Source organism: Serratia sp. PL7 (assembly GCF_945957435.1).
The window spans coordinates 354,515-369,727 of sequence record NZ_CAMFLB010000002.1; the positions used below are offsets into that span (position 1 = coordinate 354,515).

A 15,213-nucleotide genomic window follows, 5' to 3' on the forward strand; every position below is an offset into this window, starting at 1 on the left:
CATGCACGTATTAGACAACCTGGAACAATTCAAAGTGGTTTACCGGGACGGCCGCAAATGGAACCGTTGTGTGGAAGCCATTGACAACATTGCCAATATCAAAGACGGCGTGATGCACTCCATCGGCGATACGCTGGTCTATATGATTGAAGACGGCGTCACCTGTAATCGCTCGACCTTTGAAGGCAACCGTCGCTATTTCACCATCCATTACTACCTCGAGGGCGGCGAAACGGTGGAGTTCGCGCAGAAATCAGCCCTCACCCCCGTTGAGGCCTACCGCGATGAAACCGACCGCGAATATCTGCAAGGCGCAGGGCAAACCTGCGAATTACGTGCCGGGCAACTGGCGATTTTTGACAATCGGGAGGCCTACCGCTTCCACGGCGATAACCGGGTTAGAAAAGTGGTGCTGCGGGTCACCATTGAGGATGGCTACATGTTGAACAAGTGATCCTGCTGATTATGAAGCGAACCGGGCGGGAAATCACTCCCGCTCCATCCAGATTGAGTTCATCATTCATGTTGTTCATCGGAGGACGCTATGTCCGATTCTTTACGTGGCACGATTGGCAAGTTTGCCCTGTTGTCGATGACCTTTGCGGCGGTGTTCAACGTACGCAATATCGTCAACAACAACATTGAACTGGGCTTGAGTTCAGCCCCGGTATTTTTGTTTGCAACCCTGGTCTACTTCATTCCCTTTGTGTTTATTATCGCGGAGTTTGTGTCCGCCAATAAGAACTCGGAATCGGGGATGTACGATTGGTTAAAACAGCCTCTGGGCACCCGTGCAGCCTATATGGGGTCGTTCCTGTATTGGTTCGTCAACCTTTTCTGGTTTGTATCACTGTTGCCTAACGTGATTGCCTATGCGTCGTACGCCATTATGGGCCGCGAATACGCCTTTTCCCCGGTGATGGTATCGATCATCTCGATCGTACTGTTTGCCGCCACCACCCATATTTCCACCAAGGGTGCCAGTTGGCTGGGCAAGATTGCCGAAGTCGTCGCCTATGGGGTATTCGCCCTGTTTGCGATTTACGTGCTGGGCGCGTTGATGGCGCTGAGTGGCGATCACGTCCCGGCGCAGCCTATTACGCTGGAGGCGATGACGCCGACGGTGAACTGGGCAACGTTAGGCATCATGTGTTGGATTTTCCAGGCGGCTGGCGGTGCAGAAACGGCGGCGGCCTACCTCAATGACGTCAAAGGGGGCCAGAAGTCGTTTATCAAGGTGATTATCATTGCCGGTGCGGTGATCGGCGGGATGTATGCCGTCGGTTCCCTGCTGGTTAACGTGTTTGTCGCGCGTGAAAACCTGACCTACGCAGGCGGCATGGTGGAAATCTTCACCGGAATGGCCAAGTACTTCGGCATTTCCGAAACGCTGGTGGGCCGTCTGGTGGGCATCGTGCTGTTTATCGCCATTTTTGGTTCGATGATGATGTGGACCTCCGCGCCGGTGAAGATCCACTTCTCCGAGATCCCGAAAGGCGTTTACGGCCAGAAAACGACCGAGCTGAACAAACATGGCGTTCCGGTACGTGCTGCATGGTGGCAATTTGCCTTCGTGTTCGTGATGTTGGTGGTTAACGGCTTTGGTTCCGAATCGGTACAGCAGATGATGAACACCGCGATCAACCTGACGGCGGGTACGGCGATGCTGCCGCCGATCTTTATCATGGTGGCCTACTTCGTGTTCCGCTGGAAGCATGACGATACGCCGCGCGAGTTCCGCATGGGGTCGCGCAAGTTCGGAATGGGCGTGGTTTCGGTGCTGATCACCATCTTTGTGGTCAGCATGACGGCATCGGCATTCCCGCCGGGGGTCGATCTGATGAAAGCCTTCTTTATCAACGTCTGTATGACCGCGGTGTTCTCGGCTCTGGCCTGGTGGTGGATTTCACGCTTCGAGGCCAAGCAGGTAAGAAATAAAGCGGCGCTGAGCGAGCAGTAAGCTACATAGAGGCGAACATCCACATGTTCGCCCCCCTACATATCAAGGCATAAACGCCTGCAAACGCTGTATCTGCTGGCCGTCGGTACCAAAATTCTCGTCAGCCAGCCAACCTTCGAACGCACTACGCATCTGGGGCCAGTTTTGGTCGATCATGGCGAACCAGTCGGTATCCCGGTTGCGGCCCTTGGTGACCAATGCCTGCAAAAAGCGCCCTTCGTATTGGAACCCAAAGCGTTGCGCTGCCTGCCTCGAAGGCGCATTCAGGCTATCGCATTTCCATTCGCAGCGGCGGTAACCCAGCTCGTCAAAGGTATGGCGCAGCATCAGGTAAATCGCCTCGGTGGCGCAGGAGCGCTGCTTCATCAGCGGTGACCAGCAGACGTGGCCAATTTCCAACACGCCGCTAGCCTCTTCAATCCGCATAAAGGCCACCGTGCCGACGGGCATATCGGTGGCTAAATCGAACACCACCAGATTGACCAGCGCCGGGTTGGCCTGCAGGTTTTCCAGATGCGCACGCAGTTCCTGCGGGCTATCCGGTCGCTCCCTCATCAGGTAAGTCCAGTCACGGCCGTCTGGCGCTAGCTGGTAAGCCGCAAACAACGCGGCAAAGTCCCGCTCGGCATCCAACATCGCGAGGCGGCAAAATTTGCCCGTCAGCGTCACCGCCTGCGGCCGTGGCAAGGCATGCCATTGCGCCAAGGGTTCGCCCACCGGCTGACCATATTGATTTATCGCCATAAAAGTATTCCGTCTGGTTGCTGCAAAAGCAGGTTCTCCACAGCAGCATATACCGATGCCAGATCGCATCATACAGACCAATTCAATCCAGCGAATAGACCAATCAGCCAAAGCTTGTTAGGGGCAATAGTCAAGGCAAATTGTTAATGAAATGATCTAAATCAAAAACAATGTGAAGAAAATGTTTTGAAACAGATGCTTTATTGTTTGTTTTAGCTGCCAAGACTTAAACTTGAATCACCATACCAGTAGCTTGCTAATTGTTATTGGTCATGGGAAAGCAACTCCCTCTGCCCGTTACTGCCCAAGACAGCGGCAGTGCGTACCTGATCCGCACGCGGGCATTTCTGTGAAACATATTCAAGGTGGAACTATGTCGCAACAGCACCCTTCTATACCGCCCAGGCGGAGCTTTCTTAAAAAGACTCTGGCGTTAATCCCATTGGCCGCAGCCGGAGGTACCAGCGTTCTGACGATGACATCCCTGCCAGCCTCGGCGGCGGGTATCTCTTCTCACTATGTTCCCGCTTATTTCAATAACGAGGAATGGCGCTTTCTGCTGGCGGCCTGCGATCGACTGCTCCCCAGCGATAGCAATGGCCCCGGAGCCGTCGAAGAAGGCGTGCCGATCTTTATCGATAAGCAGATGGAAACGCCTTATGGTCACGGCGGCCTGTGGTATATGCACCCACCGTTTGTCCCTTCGGCCCCTGAATTAGGCTATCAGTCCAAACTGACTCCGCGTGATACCTATCGGATTGGCATTCGCGGCCTCAATGCGCACTGCCAGCAGCAGTACCAGAAAGCCTTTGCGGATCTGGATCATGCCCAGCAAGAGCAGATTCTGACGGCGCTGGAGAAAGGTGAGCTGGACTCCGAAACCCTGCCCGGCAAAGCCTTTTTCAGCCAACTGCTGCAAAACACCAAAGAGGGTTATCTGGCCGATCCACAGCACGGCGGTAACCAGTCGATGGCCTCATGGAAGCTGATCGGTTTCCCTGGTGCACGGGCAGATTACACCGACTGGGTCGATCATCCCAATCAGGCTTATCCCCTTGGCCCGGTAAGTATCTCCAGCAAAAGGAATGCATAAATGAGCACGATAAAAAAGCCACCGGTAGACGTGGTCATTGTCGGATTTGGCTGGACCGGTGCCATTATGGGCATGGAACTGACCGAAACCGGCCTGAGCGTATTGGCACTGGAGCGCGGTGAGCAGCGCGATACCTACCCTGATTTTGCCTATCCACGGATTGCGGACGAATTGACCTATGGCATCCGCCTGAAACTCGAGCAGGAGATGGCACATGAAACCGTCACCGTGCGCCACACGCCAGCGGATTTTGCCGTGCCTTATCGTCAGCTTGGATCCTTTTTGCCCGGCAACGGCGTTGGCGGTGCTGGCGTCCACTGGAACGGCATGCACTGGCGCGCCTTGCCCGCCGATCTGAAAATGCGTACCACAGTGACGGAAAAGTATGGCGACAAATGGGTGCCAGAAGGCATGTTGTTGCAGGATTACCCTCTCAGTTACACCGAGCTGGAGCCTTACTTCGATAAGTTCGAGAAGGTCTGTGGCACCGCAGGCAAAGCCGGTAACCTGCAAGGCAACATCGTCAAAGGCGGCAACCCGTTCGAAGGGCCACGCACTAGCGAATATCCCACGGCCCCCCTCAAGCAGCTCTATTCTGGTTCGCTGTTTGGCAAGGCGGCCGAGTCGCTCGGCTATCACCCGTTCAGTATTCCAGCAGCCAACTGCTCGGAGCCTTATACCAATCCCTACGGTGTGCAACTCGGTCCCTGTAACTACTGCGGTTACTGTGAGCGCTTCGGCTGTTTTATGTACTCCAAGGCCTCACCGCAAACCACCATTCTGCCGGTGCTGATGAAGCGGAAAAACTTCGAATTGCGCACCCAGTCGCAGGTTATCAAGGTCAATCTGGACAGCAGCGGCAAAAAGGCCACCGGTGTCACCTATGTCGACGCCCAGGGCCAGCAGATTGAACAACCGGCGGACCTGGTGATCCTCAGCGCCTTTCAGCTGCATAACGTGCGTCTGCTGCTGCTCTCCGGCATCGGTAAACCTTATGATCCCGTCACTGGCGAAGGGGTCGTTGGTAAGAACTACGCCTATCAGATGAACAGCGGCATTTCGCTATTTTACGATAAGGACACCCACTTCAACCCGTTCATCGGAGCCGGAGCCGCAGGCACGGTGATCGACGACCTCAACTCGGAAAACTTCGACCACGGCGAATTGGGCTTTATCGGCGGTGCCTATATTTCCGCCACCCGCACCGGTGGCCGCCCGATCCAACAGATGTCATTACCGCCAGGAACGCCCACCTGGGGCAGTGGCTGGAAACAAGGCATCAAAGATAATTATCCGCACTCGATGAGCATTGGCTCTGAAGGCTCGGTGATGCCCTATCGCGACTGCTATCTCGATCTCGATCCCACCTATAGGGATGCCTATGGGCTACCGCTGCTGCGCATGACCTTCGACTGGAAGGCTAACGAGATCAAGATGACCCAACACATTACCAGCAAGATGGCGAACATCGCCAAGGCCATGGAGCCGAAGCAGATGGCGATTTCGGTGATGGGCAGCGGTTCGCACTATGACGTGCGCCCGTACCAATCCACCCACACTACCGGCGGGGCAATCACCGGCGACAACCCAAAAACCAGCGTGGTGAACAAATACCTGCAATGCTGGGACGTGCCCAACGTGTTTGTCACCGGTGCCTGCGCCTTCCCGCAGAACCTGGCTTATAACCCCACCGGGATCGTCGGTGCGCTGGCCTATTATTCAGCGGAAGCGATCCGTAATCAGTATCTGAACAACCCCGGCCCGTTGGTTCAGGCCTGATACGCAAGGAGAAGACGATGAAAGGATTAACCCCCTCGCTGCTGGCCTTGCTGGTATTAAGCGCCAGCGCTCAGGCCGCCGAGGATACCCACCAGGTTGGGCAAATCGCTCATGGCGAATATCTGGCCCGCGTTGGTGACTGTGCCGCCTGCCATACCGCACCAGGTGGCATGGCGTTCGCCGGTGGGCTGAAGATGACCACCCCGGTTGGCGCGATCTATTCCACCAATATCACCCCAGACAAAACCACCGGGATCGGTGCCTACGACCTTCAAGCGTTTGCCGACGCCCTGCGTAAAGGCATTAGGCGCGATGGTACTCGGCTCTACCCGGCCATGCCCTATCCCTCTTTCGCCAAAATCAATGATGAGGATTTACGCGATCTGTATCTCTACTTCACCCAACGGGTAACGCCGGTGGTGCAGCAGAACAAGGCTAGCGATATTCCGTGGCCGCTGAATATGCGCTGGCCGTTGGCGATGTGGGACGGCATTTTCCGCGAGGATGGCGCCTATCAGCCAGACGCTAACCAAAGCGCACAATGGAACCGTGGGGCTTATCTGGTACAAGGATTGGGCCACTGCGGCAGTTGCCATACGCCACGCGGCATTGGCTTCCAGGAGAAGGCGCTGAACCAGACAGATGACGCCTATCTGAGCGGTGGGACGCTGGAAGGTTGGCATGCCGCCAGCCTGCGTGGTGATGCGCTCAGCGGGCTGGGTAGTTGGAACGCGGAAGATCTGACCCGTTTCCTGAAAACCGGCCACAGCGACAGATTTGCCGCCTTTGGCTCCATGGTGGACGTGGTACAAGACAGCACTCAGCACCTGAGCGACGAGGATTTGCAGGCGATCGCCGCTTATCTGAAATCGCTGCCTGCGGGGGATGAGCAAATAACGCCAACGGCCAACCAGCCGCTGGCACTCTACAGCACCGGCCAAGGCAACCCAGGCGGTCAGGCTTATCTGGACAACTGCGCCGCCTGCCACCGCAGCGATGGTCAAGGTTATCGCAATACCTTCCCACAGTTGGCCCATAATCCGGCGTTGCTGGCGGAAGATCCTGCTTCGGTGATCAGCATCATTCTGAATGGTTCACGTACGCCGATGACTATAGACGCCCCTACCGGACTCACCATGCCGGACTTTGGCTGGCGTCTGAGCGACCAGCAGGTGGCCCAGATTGCCACTTTTGTGCGCACCAGTTGGGGGAATAACGCCGCTCCGGTCACCGCCGATCAGGTCAAAGAAATACGGGAGAACAGCGCCGCCAAACCTTCCCAGCAGTAAACACCACAACGGGCGCAGCATAAAGCGCCCCTACGTTTTGACTTGATCGTTGGTGTTACAGATTGTCTCTCATACCTGACTATAGCGCCGTACCGGCCCCCTCTCCTTTTTGGGGAGAGGGTTGGGGTGAGGGGAAACAGTGGACAACGGCTCACCATTGATTATCCAAACAGTCGCAGCATGCAGCGCTCCTACGTAGCGAGTTTGATCTCCACAGATCTTGCTCCACACGGTTGCACAGCCCGGCGAAATCACCTTAAATAAGCTATCGCATTGAGGCTACAGGATTTCGGTCGTCTTTGACTGCTCCCCGCCCTAAAGGGCGAGGACTCCCACTTCACAGAGCCGAACCTAAGCTGCGTGCTGCGATTCAGGATTTACAGGCTCTCCGTGGGCTAACACTGCCAGCCCGGCAGCTTTGATATTACGCGCCGCGTTGATATCTCGATCATGGTCAGCTCCGCACTCAGGGCAGTGCCAGTGACGAACATCAAGTGGCATTTTTTCCATGGTGAAGCCGCAACAGCTACAGCGTTTTGAGGACGGGAAAAACTGATCTATGGCAACGACAGAGCGTCCAGACCCTTTCGCCTTGTACTGTAGCTGCCGCACAAATTCACCCCATCCGGCATCGGATATCGCTTTCGATAGTTTGGGATTACGGAGCATGTTTTTCACTTTCAGGGATTCAACGCAAACAACTTGGTTCTCGTTTATCAGTTTGCGGGACAACTTATGCAGGCTGTCCATTCGGCAATCAGCAATTTTAGCGTGGAGCTTTGCGACTTTTAATCTTGCTTTAGCACGGTTCCTTGAACCTTTTTTCTTCTTGCTCAATCGGCGCTGTAACAACGCTAAACGTTTCGCGTACTTCGCCGTGTGGCGGGGATTGCCGGTTTTAAATCCGCTATCGGTGACGAACAAATCTTTTAAACCCATATCAATGCCCGTCATTTTTGCGGTAACAGGCAGTGATTTTGATTCAAATTCGCACAAGCAGGACACGAAATATCGACCTGATGCGTCTTTGGAAATTGTGACGGTTGAAGGTGTCGAGGGGAGTTCACGACTCCAGCGAACAGAGAGTGGCGTTGTGTTTTTAGCCATGTACAGCTTGCCGTTACGGTATTTAAAGGCATTCGCCGTAAATTCAGCAGATTGTTTGTGGTGTTTGCTTTTGAATGTCGGGTACTTGGCACGCCCCGCAAAGAAGTTAGAAAAGGCGGTCTGTTGGTGGCGAAGAGTCTGCTGTAACGGGACGCAGGAAACATCATTCAGCCAGGTAAATTCAGGCTCTTTTTTTAGGGCGGTTAGTCGGGCATTGGCCTGAATGTAGCCGATCTTCTCCTGTCGTTCGCGGTACGCATCAGTTCGCCAGCGAAGAACTGAATTGTAGACAAAACGCACACAGCCGAAGGTTTGAGCTAAAAACTCAATCTGATCCTGTGTTGGATAAAACCGATATTTGTAGGCGCGTTTCATATGTACAAAATTACAGGGGTTATAGTGAAAAGACAAAAAGAAGTTAGCTTGAAAACCGCCTCCTTTCCTCCCCGGTCTAAAGGCCCAGGTTTCCCGGAGGCAATCTGATGATCACGGATCCCAACCAGCGCCTGCTGGACAAACTGCAACAAGATCTGACCAGCGCTGGCGCTATGCCGCTCTACCTGCGCTTTAACGAATCGGTACGACAAGCCATTGAGCTTGGCATATTGAACCAGGGGGATTTTCTGCCCAGTGAGCGCCATTTCACCGAGCGGCTGGGGATCTCGCGCATTACGGTACGCAAAGCCCTGGCCTGCCTGGAGCAGGACGGCATTATCGGCCGCTCGCGGGGCTATGGCACCTTCATTCAAAATACCGTGGCTCAACCTAAACTGGCCTATTCGCTGGCGGATGTGAAAGGCTTTTCACGCGAAGTGATGCTGCAAGGCCGTAAGCCGGACACCATGTGGATCAGCCGTGAGCAAATCCCGGCGGATAGCGCACTGGCCGAGAAGCTATCGCTGGCCGAGCATACGCCGGTGTACAAACTCAAACGTATTCACTTTATCGATCAGCGCCCCATGTCGGTGGCGGTGTCTTATGTGGTGGCGGAGGCGATAGCCAACGTTGATGATATTGGCGTTTCTCTGTATGACTACTTCCGTTTGAACAACGTGGAGCTGGGATCGCTACGTAGCCAGGTCAGCGCCGCCATGAGCGACGGTGAAACCCTGCAAGCGCTACAGTTGAAAGACCCCATGCCGCTGCTGATCATCAAGCAAACGCTGTTCGACAGCCGGAAAAAGCCCATCGAATACAGCGAAAGCTTCTGCCGCAGCGACATGTACGAGTTTATCAGCGAGGATTGAGCTCCTCACTGGCCAGGAGCTGAGCCAGGGTTGGCGCACAATCTCCACCAGCCTGCGATACCACGTAACCGGCGATGCTATTGGCTAGCGTCATGCTTTGGCGGGCGGTCAGGCCCAATGCGAGCCCGGCGAGCAAACCGGCGCTGTGGCTATCGCCAGCACCGATGCTGTCAACCACGTTGACCTGGCGAGCGGCAATCCAACCATGATCCTCCGGCCCGGCAAAGTAATAGCCGCCTTCCCCCCCACAGCGCACAATCACCAGTTGCCCGGTGGTTGACCATAAATGCTGGCAAAAACCGGCAATATCTTCCTGCATGCCAAGGTGCTGGGCTTCTCGCTGGTTTAGCGTCAAGATCACCCCTGGGCGGATCAGGCTTTGCAGCAGGCTCTGCGCCATCACGTCAATGCGCGGGCCAATATCCAGCACGACGCGAACCTGTTTGGGCAGGCGTAACAGCCAGTCCACCAGCACGTGGCCCTGCCTGGCACCCAGTTGATAACCGGAAAGGTAAACCAGCCCGCTTTGTGGCGTCGCGTTTGCCAACCACTCCGGCTGCCACTTGTTCTCTATGCCATCGATAGAGATAAAGGTGCGCTCACCGTCCGGCTCGACCAGCGCCAGACACCAGCCGTTATCCTCACCCCCCACTTGCAGATCGGAATTCACGCCGCGCTGCGCCATCTCGCTACGCAAACGCTCTGCCCACACGCCTTCGCCCACCGGCAGCAGATTGTGGCTGGTAATGCCCAACTGGCGCAGGGCCACGGCAATATTCAGCGCGCAGCCCCCTAAATGCAGCCCCTGCATCTGGGCCGACACGTCGCCACCGCGTACCGGCAAGGCATCGGCGCTCACCACCATATCCATCACCGCTGCGCCAATCACCGTCACCGGGCACTGTTGATACCAACCGCCCTGGGTCAGCGTCTGTAATAACTCGCGTCTTTCGTTACTCATTCAGCCTCCTGCCAGCGCTGGCGGAAACGGAGAAAGGCCTGCGCGTAGTGATTGATATCCAGCGGATTCACCCGCTTCAATTCTGCCAACATAGCCGCGTCGAACGCGTCGATACCGTTCAAGGCACCGCAGATCGCCGTGGCCATCGCGCCGATGGTGTCGGTATCACCGCCCAGGTTGGCGCACAGGATCGCACAGCGGGTAGGGTCGGTTTGCGCCAGTTCGACCATCGCCAACGCGGCCGGTACGGATTCTATGGTGCTGACCCCTGCGCCAACCAGTTGGTAGACCCGTTCGGAGGCCTGCTCGGTACCGCCAGCCTGTTCGACTACCAGGAAGGCCAGTTCGATACGCGCCGCTAAAGACGCGCTGAAGGTGGTGCTCTGGCGGCGCTGAGCGTAATCTGCCACCCCCGGTAACGCCAGGCGGATCTCTGCCCAACTGGCCCCTTCGACCGCCTTGGCAACCGCCCAGGCAATCACCACCGCACCGGCAACCGCGATATCGGATTTATGCGTCGGGCTGGAGGCCAGCCAGACCTGCTGGCAAAACTGCTCCAACGGCGCAGAAGGCAGCACACAACCCAACGGGGAAACCCGCATTGCCGCGCCGTTGGTCACCCCGTTGTTTTCCAGATTGCTAATCGGCGTGCCCTTCTTCTGCTCCCTCAGCGCCAGTTTGGAACTAGGGCCAAGGATGTTTTTGTTGAAGGCGTCAAAACTATCGACCCAGCGGATCACGTTGCGGGCAATCAGCTCCGGAACCACTTCACCGTCGGCCTCGATCAGCGCGTCGGCGAGTGCCAGCGCCATCGAGGTATCATCGGTATACTGCGCTGCCGTGAAATAGCAGGCGGCGCTGTTTTCCGCCGGGCCGTCGAGGAAGCGGTCGATCCAGCCAAAGTGGCGCTTAACCCGCTCACGCGGCCACAGCTCGGAAGGCATGCCAAGCGCATCTCCCAGCATTTGACCATAAAGTGCGCCCACCACGCGTTGTTCCTGGGTTAACTGCTTCATCTGTTTCTCCTGAATTTTTACCTTGCCGGGCAACAGGCCCGGCGCAACGAATTAAGACCGTGCCACGTCAATCGGGGTGATGTTGTCGCTGCGTTCACGGAAGAACAGCAGGAACAGCAGCATGACGCCCACCACCATCACCGCACCCACGCCCCACACGGCGAACCAGTCAAACGTCATACCGTCTCGCGGTTGTTCAAGGGCAAAAGTGGTCATCGCACGGCCCCCAAGCCAGTTACCGATGAAGCTGCCCAACCCCTGGCAAATCAGGGTGATCAGGCCCTGAGCGGCGGTACGCATATGCGGTGGCGCTTTTTTGTCGACGTAGATATAGCCGGTCACGAAATAGAAATCGTAGCTGACGCCATGCAGCAAAATGCCCAGGAACAGCATGCTGTAGGCCCAGACGTCGGCGGTACCGCCGTAGATAAAGAACACATAGCGGATCGCTGCGGTCACAAAGCCCAGCAGCAGCACCTTCTTGATGCCGTACCGCTTGAGCAGCAACGGCAGCGCCAGCATGGCGAAGATTTCCGAGACCTGCCCCAGCGTCATCCAGCCTGTGGCATTCGGCAGCCCAACCTGCGTCAGATAGCCATTGGCAAACTGGTAGTAAAACGCCAACGGCATACAGAACAGGAACGAGCACAGGGCGAAGGTGGCAAATGAGCGATCCTTCAGCAGGCCAAGCGCGTTCAGGCCCAGCAACGCCTTGATATCCACCGGGCCAGTGCCTTTGGCTGGCGTATTGGGCAGCACAAAGCTGTATAAACCGAGCGCGATCGAGGCCACACCGGTAATGATTAGCGGCAGGTTGCTATCGGAAATATTGCCTAAACCCAGCAGCGGCGGCAGCATAAAGCCCACCACCAGACCGGAGGCAATCCACCCCAAAGTGCCCAGTACGCGGATGCGCGGGAACTCTTTCTCGGTATCGGTAATGTTGGCAAAGGCGATGCTGTTGGTCAGCGCCACGGTCGGCATATAGGTGATGGCATAAATCACCAGCAGCGGGAAGAAGGTGGCAAAGGTGGTTTGCCAGGCGATGATGAACATCAGCACCCCGCCAGCCAGATGCAACCAGCCCAAGACTTTTTGCGCGGCGAAGTAGCGATCGGCAATGACGCCAACCAGCACCGGCGAGAGGATTGCCGCAATCGCCGTACTGCTGTACGACCAGGCAATTTCGCCCGGCGTGAAGCCGAGCTTGTTGAGGTATTGCCATAGGGGAACAAACCACGCTCCCCAGATAAACCACTCGATAAACATCATGACAGACAGCTTCAGATGAGGACGTTTCATTATTATGTATCCTTGCTGGCTACCTTCCCGGCATCGGCTCGGGAAAGCGGTGTAGGGTTCCTGGTATTAGCATCATTACGATACCTATATAATACCTTAATGATACCTTTAATCCTTTGCAGCGATCCCGCTCACACTTCAGGCAGTCAGGCTTTGTTTAAGTTTTGTTTACCTTTGACACTTCGCTGTTTATCCTGCGTTTATTAGCCATTGCCGATAATCACAGGATGACAGAATCAAACGATCAGGGAATGGTCAGCTAGTGCGCGTTTTCACAACGTGGCCAATAGCGTGTAACCTTTCAGCGCGGGTGCCTGGTGTTGCACCCGCCTAACAACAGGAGTCTGTACCATGCGAGTACTGGTTGTTGAAGACAATGGCCTATTGCGCCACCATCTTAGTGTGCAAATGCGTGAAATGGGGCATCAGGTTGATGCCGCAGAAGATGCCAAAGAAGCCGACTATTTTCTGCAGGAACACGCGCCTGATATCGCCATTGTCGATCTAGGGTTGCCGGGTGAAGATGGCCTGAGCCTGATCCGCCGTTGGCGTGCCAATCAGATGAAATTGCCGATCCTGGTACTGACCGCCCGTGAAAGTTGGCAGGACAAGGTAGCGGTGCTGGAAGCCGGTGCCGATGATTACGTCACCAAGCCCTTTCATCTGGAAGAAGTGATTGCCCGCATGCAGGCCTTGATGCGCCGCAATAGCGGCCTGGCTTCACAGGTGATCGTACTGCCACCATTCCAGATCGACCTCTCACGCCGTGAGTTGAGCGTCAACGAACAGCAAATCAAACTGACGGCCTTTGAGTACACCATTATCGAAACGTTGATCCGTAACGCGGGTAAAGTGGTCAGCAAAGATTCATTGATGTTGCAACTCTACCCGGATGCCGAACTGCGCGAAAGCCACACCATCGACGTATTAATGGGCCGCCTGCGTAAAAAGCTACAGGCCGAATACCCGCAGGAAGTGATCACCACCGTGCGTGGCCAGGGCTACCGTTTCGATGCCAAGTGAGCATAATGTTCAACAGAGATAAAAAACCTTTCTCACTGCGCGCCCGCTTTCTGATGGCCACCGCCGGGGTGATCCTGGCGCTGTCGCTGTCCTATGGGCTGGTTGCCGTTGTCGGCTATATCGTCAGCTTTGATAAAACCGCTTTCCGCCTGCTGCGCGGTGAGAGCAACCTGTTCTTTAGCCTCGCGCAGTGGAAAGACCAGAAGCTGACCATTGCCATCCCGCCCGATCTCGATATCAACTCCCCAACGCTGGTGTTTATCTACGACGATAAAGGCAACCTGCTGTGGAGCCAGCGCTCGGTCCCGGAACTGGAAAAACGGATCCAGAAAGAGTGGCTGCAAGAGTCCGGTTTCTATGAGATAGACACCGACACCCGCATCAGTAGCGAAGTGCTGGGCGACAACCCCAAGGCTCAGAATCAGCTGAAAGACTATGACGATACCGACCATGAGGCGTTAACCCACTCGGTGGCCGTCAATACCTATGCCGCCACCCCACGCCTGCCTGCCTTGAGCATTGTGGTGGTCGACAGCATTCCGCAGGAACTGCAACGCTCGGATGTGGTGTGGGAATGGTTCAGCTACGTACTGCTGGCCAATCTACTACTGGTCGTGCCCCTGCTGTGGCTAGCCGCGTATTGGAGTTTGCGGCCAATCAAAGCGCTGATAACCCAGGTCGGTGAATTGGAAAATGGCGAGCGCGAGCAACTGGATGAAAATCCCCCCAGTGAACTACGTGGCTTGGTGCGAAACCTGAATATCCTGGTGCGCAACGAGCGTCAGCGCTACACCAAATACCGCACTACGCTGTCCGACCTCACCCACAGCCTGAAAACCCCGCTGGCGGTATTGCAGACCACCCTGCGTTCGCTGCGTTCCAGCAAGCAGACCACCATCGAAGAGGTCGAGCCGATCATGCTCGAGCAGATTAGCCGTATCTCGCAGCAGATTGGTTATTACCTGCATCGAGCCAGCATCAACTCTGGTCAAACCGTGCTGACCCGCGAGATCCATTCGGTATCGGCCTTGCTCGACAGCCTGAGCGTGGCGCTGAACAAGGTCTATCAGCGCAAAGGGGTAGTCATTACCCTCGATATCTCACCAGAAGTCACTTTTATGGGCGAGAAAAACGACTTTATGGAAGTAATGGGCAACCTGCTGGAGAATGCCTGTAAATATTGCCTGGAGTTTGTGGAGATCTCCTCGCTGCACTCGGACAAATATCTGACGATCGTCATTGATGACGACGGCCCCGGCATCCCGGAAAGCAAGCGTGAGCTGATCTTCCAACGTGGCCAACGCGTCGATACTCTGCGCCCCGGCCAGGGGATTGGCCTGTCGGTCGCCGCCGAGATCATCGAGCAATATGACGGGCAAATTACCATCAGCGACAGCCCGCTGGGTGGAGCACGGATGGAGGTCACCTTCTCTCGCCAGCACGACTCCCACCATCACGATTAAATTCTGTCGCTCAGGCCCCGATCCACGGATTATAAACGGGGCCTTATTTTATTGATTTTAAATGATTTAAATTTTTATAAAAGTATTGCTATACACGGAGCTATACACAGAAATATGTGCTTACTTGAGTATGGTTCCCGAATCGCAAATTAGCTCATTTAATAACCATCAATTTAACGCTCGATTATGGATTTTATTTGCATACCCCCCCTGTGTAAAGTTTTAGGGT

At 55.5% G+C, this 15,213-nt stretch carries 13 protein-coding genes; 8 read left to right on the forward strand and 5 right to left on the reverse strand.

Annotation, left to right across the window (positions count from 1 at the left end):
- The first annotated feature begins 1 nt into the window (after position 1).
- Both N6G83_RS16115 and N6G83_RS16120 read left to right on the forward strand, forming a co-directional pair.
- Positions 2-454, forward strand: coding sequence for a beta-galactosidase subunit beta (locus N6G83_RS16115; protein ID WP_024529945.1), 453 nt, complete (start codon positions 2-4; stop codon positions 452-454).
- 90 nt (positions 455-544) lie between these two features.
- Positions 545-1,960 (forward strand): amino acid permease, encoded by a 1,416-nt coding sequence (locus N6G83_RS16120; protein ID WP_024529944.1) that lies wholly within the window; start codon positions 545-547, stop codon positions 1,958-1,960.
- 42 nt (positions 1,961-2,002) lie between these two features.
- On the opposite strand, the gene N6G83_RS16125 is transcribed toward N6G83_RS16120, so the two are convergent.
- The gene (locus N6G83_RS16125) at positions 2,003-2,704 is read right to left on the reverse strand and encodes a GNAT family N-acetyltransferase (RefSeq protein WP_074032130.1); all 702 of its coding nucleotides are present in this window, start codon (positions 2,702-2,704) and stop codon (positions 2,003-2,005) included.
- Between the two features lie 373 nt (positions 2,705-3,077).
- Between N6G83_RS16125 and N6G83_RS16130 the strand changes: the two genes are divergently transcribed.
- From N6G83_RS16130 to N6G83_RS16140, 3 genes are read left to right on the forward strand one after another with little or no spacing between them, the layout of a single operon-like run.
- The gene (locus N6G83_RS16130) at positions 3,078-3,797 is read left to right on the forward strand and encodes a gluconate 2-dehydrogenase subunit 3 family protein (protein ID WP_211136276.1); all 720 of its coding nucleotides are present in this window, start codon (positions 3,078-3,080) and stop codon (positions 3,795-3,797) included.
- Positions 3,798-5,576: a GMC family oxidoreductase gene (locus N6G83_RS16135; protein WP_065685938.1), complete on the forward strand. Its 1,779-nt coding sequence runs from the start codon at positions 3,798-3,800 to the stop codon at positions 5,574-5,576.
- A gap of 17 nt (positions 5,577-5,593) precedes the next feature.
- Positions 5,594-6,865: a c-type cytochrome gene (locus N6G83_RS16140; protein ID WP_161711970.1), complete on the forward strand. Its 1,272-nt coding sequence runs from the start codon at positions 5,594-5,596 to the stop codon at positions 6,863-6,865.
- 351 nt (positions 6,866-7,216) lie between these two features.
- Here N6G83_RS16140 and N6G83_RS16145 read toward each other — a convergent pair whose 3' ends face one another.
- Entirely contained in the window at positions 7,217-8,347 is a 1,131-nt protein-coding gene (locus N6G83_RS16145; RefSeq protein WP_211136275.1) for an RNA-guided endonuclease TnpB family protein, read from the reverse strand.
- Positions 8,348-8,454: 107 nt separating this feature from the next.
- On the opposite strand from N6G83_RS16145, the gene N6G83_RS16150 reads away from it, so the two are divergent.
- A complete protein-coding gene (locus N6G83_RS16150) occupies positions 8,455-9,219 on the forward strand; it encodes a GntR family transcriptional regulator (RefSeq protein ID WP_211136274.1) in 765 nt (254 codons plus the stop codon).
- Here N6G83_RS16150 and N6G83_RS16155 read toward each other — a convergent pair.
- The 3 genes from N6G83_RS16155 to N6G83_RS16165 are packed head-to-tail and all read right to left on the reverse strand — an operon-like array spanning position 9,206 to position 12,498.
- Positions 9,206-10,180: a PfkB family carbohydrate kinase gene (locus tag N6G83_RS16155; RefSeq protein WP_211136273.1), complete on the reverse strand. Its 975-nt coding sequence runs from the start codon at positions 10,178-10,180 to the stop codon at positions 9,206-9,208. The genes N6G83_RS16150 and N6G83_RS16155 overlap by 14 nt on opposite strands.
- Positions 10,177-11,196: an ADP-ribosylglycohydrolase family protein gene (locus tag N6G83_RS16160; protein ID WP_211136272.1), complete on the reverse strand. Its 1,020-nt coding sequence runs from the start codon at positions 11,194-11,196 to the stop codon at positions 10,177-10,179. The genes N6G83_RS16155 and N6G83_RS16160 overlap by 4 nt, the downstream gene beginning before the upstream one ends.
- Before the next feature lie 51 nt (positions 11,197-11,247).
- Positions 11,248-12,498 carry a nucleoside permease gene (locus N6G83_RS16165; RefSeq protein WP_024531315.1) on the reverse strand — a complete coding sequence of 417 codons (1,251 nt, stop codon included), beginning with the start codon at positions 12,496-12,498 and terminating at the stop codon, positions 11,248-11,250.
- 351 nt (positions 12,499-12,849) lie between these two features.
- Here N6G83_RS16165 and phoP point away from each other — a divergent pair, with 351 nt between their 5' ends.
- Complete coding sequence (gene phoP, locus N6G83_RS16170) at positions 12,850-13,521, forward strand: two-component system response regulator PhoP (protein WP_021804688.1); 672 nt, start codon at positions 12,850-12,852, stop codon at positions 13,519-13,521.
- A gap of 5 nt (positions 13,522-13,526) precedes the next feature.
- Positions 13,527-14,984 (forward strand): two-component system sensor histidine kinase PhoQ, encoded by a 1,458-nt coding sequence (gene phoQ / locus N6G83_RS16175; RefSeq protein ID WP_024531316.1) that lies wholly within the window; start codon positions 13,527-13,529, stop codon positions 14,982-14,984.
- Positions 14,985-15,213 lie beyond the last annotated feature (229 nt).